Below are 6176 nucleotides of genomic sequence, written 5' to 3' on the forward strand. Positions count from 1 at the left end.
ATCAATAATGACTTGACCGTTAGCACCAAATGCCGCTAAAAGTTTTTCTCGCCATTGGGCAAGTTGTGAAGAGCTTTCGGATAAAAGTTGTCGCACTAATCCCTTAAAGGCACTGACGATAGCTGAGTAGGGAATATTCCGCTGAAATTGGTCAAATTTGCCACTTGTGAAGTAGCCACACAATCGGGTATTCGGTTTATGAATTTCGGCAACCAATGATGACTTTCCAATACCAGAATAACCCGCTACCAACATCATTTCGATTTTGGATTTCGGATTTTGCATTTTGGATTGGGATTTGTCGGAGGGCAGGTTTTGTTGAGAGATTATTGATTGTTCCTTTAAATTATCGGCTAAACCCGCCCCTACACCAGATGCTACACGCTCAAATGCTGCTAGTAAGGTTTCAACTTCCGCCTCGCGTCCATAGAGTTTTTGGGGAATTTGAAACTTATCAGAAATATCTGACGAGGCGAGGGGAAAGTCTGTTACATTTCGATTTTCCTGTAATTGAGTCAAACATTCTTCCAAATCAGCTTTAAGTCCCCAGGCACTTTGGTATCGCTCCTCCGCCGTTTTCGCCATTAGTTTCATCACAATGTCTGAAACGACTTTGGGAATCTCTGGTAGAAGCTGATAGGGTGGTACTGGTTGTTTGGCGATATGACAATGCACCAACTCCAGCGCATCAGTAGTTTCAAAAGGTAGCCGTCCCGTGAGCAGTTCGTAGAAGGTGATACCGAGAGAGTAAAAGTCCGTGCGGTAATCTAGTGTTCGGTTCATCCGTCCCGTTTGCTCCGGCGACATATAGGCTAATGTGCCTTCTAAGACATTGGGATTTTTCAGAGTAGGATTTTCGCGGCTTAATACTGTGGCAATGCCAAAGTCGATGATTTTGAGAATCCCTGTTTCTGGGTTAAAGACGATATTGGTAGGATTAATATCTTTGTGGATAATATTGCTGCTGTGAATATTGCCTAAAATTTCAGCTGTCTTAATGCCAATGTTGAGGAATTCGGGTAGGCTAACTTTACCCTGACGCTCTACACTGTGATGGAGCCATTGCTTTAAGGATTCTCCGCCAAAATCCTCAAGGATGATTACCAAAGTTCTCTGTAGTGGTTCTAAGCTATAAGCCTTAACTACACCCTCTATATTCAAGTTGTGGGTGATTTCATATTCCTGCTTGTAACGGGTGAGTTCAGAGAGTGTAGGATAGTCTTCTTTGAGTACCTTGAGAATGACTGCCTTGTTATCCTGTTTCCGGATGCCTCGATAGACAATTGAATTGGCACTTTCGTAGATTTGAGCGAGAATTTGGTAGCGGTAAATTGTTACTAAAACGTTAGTCATGGGAAGCTTTTTAATATTATAGCTTTAGGATTTTAAGGACTGCTAATAGCTAATTTCTAATAGCCATGAACGGGGAGTGATGGTAGTCATGTCTGATTAATCTTGTCGTGTCTCGTTGTCTTTGATTTTTGGTTGCTTAATTAGGGTTTTCTGGAGAAATTATTGGTATAAAAACAGTAAATGTTGTTTTTTGAGGAACAGATTCAACTTCAATTTTACCCTCATGCTTGTTAATAATTTTTTTGACAATATCAAGTCCCAAGCCACTGCCTTCTCCAGCAGGTTTAGTGGTAAAAAATGGCTCGAATATTTTCGATTTAATTTCTTCGGGTATCCCAGAGCCGTTATCGGTAATGCTAATCTTAGCCTGCTGATTAACTTGAGTTACATCAATTATTAAAGTGCCTCGGTTATCCATCGCTTGTAAGGCATTGTGGACGAGATTTGTCCATACCTGATTAAGTTCATCGGGATAACCAATTACAAGAGGTAACTCGACATAGTTTTTGATTACATCCACTCCCTGTTTCAGTTGATTTTGATAGAGAGTTAACACCGTTTCAATGCCTTCAATGAGATGGGTGGGAATCTTTTCACCCGATGAGTCATAACGGGCATAAGTTTTTAAAGCAAATACAACTTTTGAGGCTCGGTTTGTAGCTGTGCTAATTGTTTGCATTCCTCTTTGCAATTCAGTCACTCTATAGGCAATTTCTAATATTTGTAACCCATCGGGTCTTTTGAACAGAGTCAAAAAGGGTTCGAGTTCCTGATAAACTCCCATGTCCATCAAGGTATCGGCAAAGTCATCAGCGTCTTCAATTTCTTCATCTTCTAGTTGGCTAATTAAGGCTCTCTTCAATTGACGCTCTTCTTTGGCAGATAAGTTGGATTCACTTTCAAGTGACTTTTGCAGTAAAGCCAAGAAATTTTCAACCTCTTCTGAAGAGAGGGATTGTAACAGGGCAGGTAACTCTTCTAAAGTTTGACTCAAGAATTGAGACACACTTTCTGCTGAGGAACGAATTGCTCCCAAGGGTGTATTGACTTCATGGGCAATCCCTGCAATTAGCTGTCCCAAAGCTGCCATTTTTGCGGATTGAATCAGTTCGTCTTGGGTAGCTTTGAGATCGTCGAGTGCTTGGGCGAGTTCTTGGGTACGTTCGGCGACTTGAATTTCTAAGGTGCGGTTGTAGTCTTCTAAAATCTTTTGTGCCTGCTTGCGATCGCTAATATCCTGAAACGCGGCGATCGCATAGGCAATCTTGCCCGTTTCATCAAAAATTGGCGTGGTGGACACTTCCAATGGGACTATCTGATTGGGTTGGTGAAGTTCTACATCATCAACTTTGACTGTTTCACCTGCAAGAGAACGCACAATGGGCAGTTGGTCATTGGGGTACAACTGTTGGCTTCCGGCACAATAAACTTGGTATGCCTCGGCTAATTGATTGGTTTTGGCTTCTGGAGCCATATTGATACCCAGTAACTGTTGTGCCGTCTGGTTGGCGTAGTGGAGTTGTCCTGTTGCATTATGGACAGATACACCCACAGGCATCGCTTCTAGGAATTGAGTCAGCCGTTGTTCGCTTTCGGTGACTTCGGTGTAGAGTTTGGCATTTTCAATAGCGATCGCAGCTTGCCCCGATAATAGTTGTATGACTTCCAACCTATCTGGAGTAAATGCTCCCCCTGTGAGATTATTCTCCAGATAAACAATACCGCTGAGTTGACCTTGATTAATCAGTGGCGCACACAAGATAGATTTGGTCTGATTCGCTTTGATATACGAGTCATGAGTAAATTTGCCTTGATTTGCAGCATCATTCTCGACAACTGTTTCTCTAGTACGGGTGACATAGTTGACAATTGAGGTCGGTAAGTGTTGCTCAATGGGAATGGACTGCAACACTGTAAGCTGCTCAACATCCACTTCCCCAGAAGCTTCAATTACCCACTCTCCAGCTTTGTCCAAAATCAGGAAACCTGTTTGCGCTCCAGCATTTTCAATGAGGATTTTCATCAGGTTGGCGAGTAATTTATCGAGAACAATTTCGCCGGAAATCGCTTGAGATGCTTTCATGAATGTGGCTAAATCCAAAGCTTCACCTGACTGACTGCCTGTTGTGGTATTGGTAGTTGGCGTGCGCGTGGAAGTGAGGCGAATCGCTGTAGATGATAAGTTAAGTAACTGCGAGTATTTTGTTTCTAAATCCTTGACTTTGGCCATAGCGCCCCAGCGACTGTAGGCGTAATGAGCTTCACTCATGTAAATTTGAGCAATGATCTCTTTGCCCAATGCCATGTAGAATTTGGCGGCAAGTTCATAAGCTAGAGCTTCTTCATTGAGATACTCTTGCTCTTTGGCTCCAGTAATGGCCTTGTCGTAATAGTCCATTGCCTCCAAATATTGACCCAGAACTCGATACCGCTCTGCCTCCACTAGATAAAATTTATGCAAAAAATTCATTGGGGCATGATCTGCCCATTTCTCTATCTTTTCTTGGTTAGCTCGTACCTTGTTGAGAAGATCCGTTTGTTGCGACTTCGTCGCCGCTTCACTAACAGACTGGGGAGTATCAGGATACACCGCAAGGCACACCAGAGAATCATAGAAATGGAAGACAGGAAGGACTAGCAGCCCTGCCGCAGAGTTTAAATAATGTTCTACTTGAGCTGCATATTTAATGGCTTCTGAGTACAAGCCAAACAAATAACAAAGCAGAAGTTTATTCAAGGATAAAAAATAAATCGCAGTTCCATCATTTGCTTGTAAATGAAGTTGTAAGCTTGTCTGTTCGTCGTAGGCTTCACCTATTAAATAGCACGGATTCTCAGACCTTCCCATCAAATTTAAGACAGCCTGTTGATGGATCTTATTAAAATTAAGTGCTGTTTCTTGTTTAATTTTACTAATGGCATCACTGTAAGTTGCCATCTCTTTTTCAAGTTCCGCCAGTTCCTTGCCAATCCAATAGGAATGATAGCAGTACACGAATAAGGAAAAGGCAGCATATTCTAAATCTCCAGTTTCCAGCCCCGCCGAGTAATTTGACTGTAAAGGTTTTAAGGATTCCCTGGCGTGCTCTTTCCAATGTCGGACTCCCGAATTTACTATTTCGTATGTCCCGGCGTGAAATTCTTTGGCATTCAACTTTGACACAAGACTTAAAGCCAATTGACCAAACCCATAACCCGAATCGATATCTCCCACGATCCCGCAGAGGAGAAGACCATAAGTGGCATAGGCAAAGGTAGACGCTGAAGTATTGCCATGTTTGACGGATAAATAGACCTGTTTAGATACCAGCAGGAGTACCAATTCCGGCACGGCAATGTAGGTAGACGCAAATATAATTGACATAAGCTGCATAGCTGCCAGCTTATAGGGATCGGTCATTTGAGGTAGGTCGATTAAGTCCGAGGGGTTCTTCTCATTTAAAATTGATGCGGTTTCCTCCAGTCCCTGCTGAATATCTGACGGACTCGGATTGAGAGGAAACTCCACCCCCAACAGCTTTAAGACTTGTAGCGCCATATTAACTGCTTCTTTGAGCTTATTGTGCGCTTGAAAAACTTGGAGCTGAAGTTCGTATATCTTCACTTTGTCCAGCACCGAAGTGGCTTGTTTCAGGACAATTGAAGCTTCTAACTGCATCTGCTCAAAGTCGCCGAATAGGTACGCCGCTTCTGCTGCTTCTGAATACAGAGCTAAAGTTAGGTCATAGGAACTGTGCCAACTATCTACATTCAGGAGTTGGAGTCCCTCATTCAAATACTTGACTGCTGCCCCATGAGCTGTTGCAGTCTTAGCTTTTCGACCCGCGATTAAATTCAGTTGAGCGATTTCATCTCGTTTGGCTTGATGGGTTACAAGTTCAGCACCAAGATTGAGATGATCGACAATCTCAAATATCTCCTCTGATAACGCCTCTGGTGGAGTATTTTGCAACAGATTGCGACCAATTTGTAAGTGAACAGCTTTTTTCTGGGAATCATCAATCAAGGTATAAGCCGCTTGTTGTATCCGGTCGTGCAGGAACTTATAATCTTGAATTAACAGTTCTGTATCTAACTCGGATGTAGACAGGATTAACCCAGACTGAATTGCCATCACTAGGTCGGGAAAAATTTCTCTGGGTGATTTTTCACAAACGATAGAGAGGGTGGTTAAGTCGAAATTAGCACCGACACAGGCTGCCAAGCGTAAAACTTGCTGTGTGGATTCTGGCAGTTTCTTCAACTTGCCAATCATCAATTCCACTACATTATCAGTAATATCCTGTGCCTCAATATGTGCAATATCCCACTGCCAGAACTCCCCTTTACTTCCCTCCTTAGTAAGGGGGGACTGAGGGGGGTGAAACGCTATTAAGTTTTCAATGTGCAGGGTTTTCAGAAATTGATTGACAAAGAAAGGATTACCTCCAGTTTTTCGCTTCACCAGTTCTGCTAAAGGTTTTACTGTAGGGGCGGGTTTACTGATATCCTGGCGACATTGAGAAAATGTCTGTACATCCAAATCCACCTCTACGTGCAATGTATCAGCAATCAACTGACTAATATGCTCTAATTCTAATGGTGCCAAGGTAAGAAAGTTGATAGTTGCTCCACGGTTACGCAGCCCATCAAGCGTCATCATTAATGGATGAGCGGGGTTGACTTCGTTATCCCGATACGCCCCAATTAGGAACAGATATTGCGTCTCGTTATCTGTCATCATCAGCTCTATTAACTTGAGCGTGGCAGAGTCTGCCCACTGCAAATCGTCCAGAAAGATAACCAAAGGATGCTCTTTTGTGCAAAAGGCTCGGATGAACTGA

The 6176-nt window shown here is 42.9% G+C and carries 2 protein-coding genes; both read right to left on the reverse strand.

Features of this window, described 5'->3' with window-relative positions; translation table 11 throughout:
* Positions 1-1353, reverse strand: a 1353-nt coding sequence (locus tag V6C93_RS12625) for a protein kinase domain-containing protein (RefSeq protein WP_333477012.1), incomplete at its 3' end; no start/stop codon positions are given.
* Positions 1354-1489: 136 nt separating this feature from the next.
* A complete protein-coding gene (locus tag V6C93_RS12630) occupies positions 1490-6169 on the reverse strand; it encodes an ATP-binding protein (RefSeq protein ID WP_333477013.1) in 4680 nt (1559 codons plus the stop codon).
* Positions 6170-6176: the final 7 nt, after the last annotated feature.

This window comes from Allocoleopsis sp., assembly GCF_036703385.1.
Lineage (GTDB): Bacteria > Cyanobacteriota > Cyanobacteriia > Cyanobacteriales > Coleofasciculaceae > Allocoleopsis.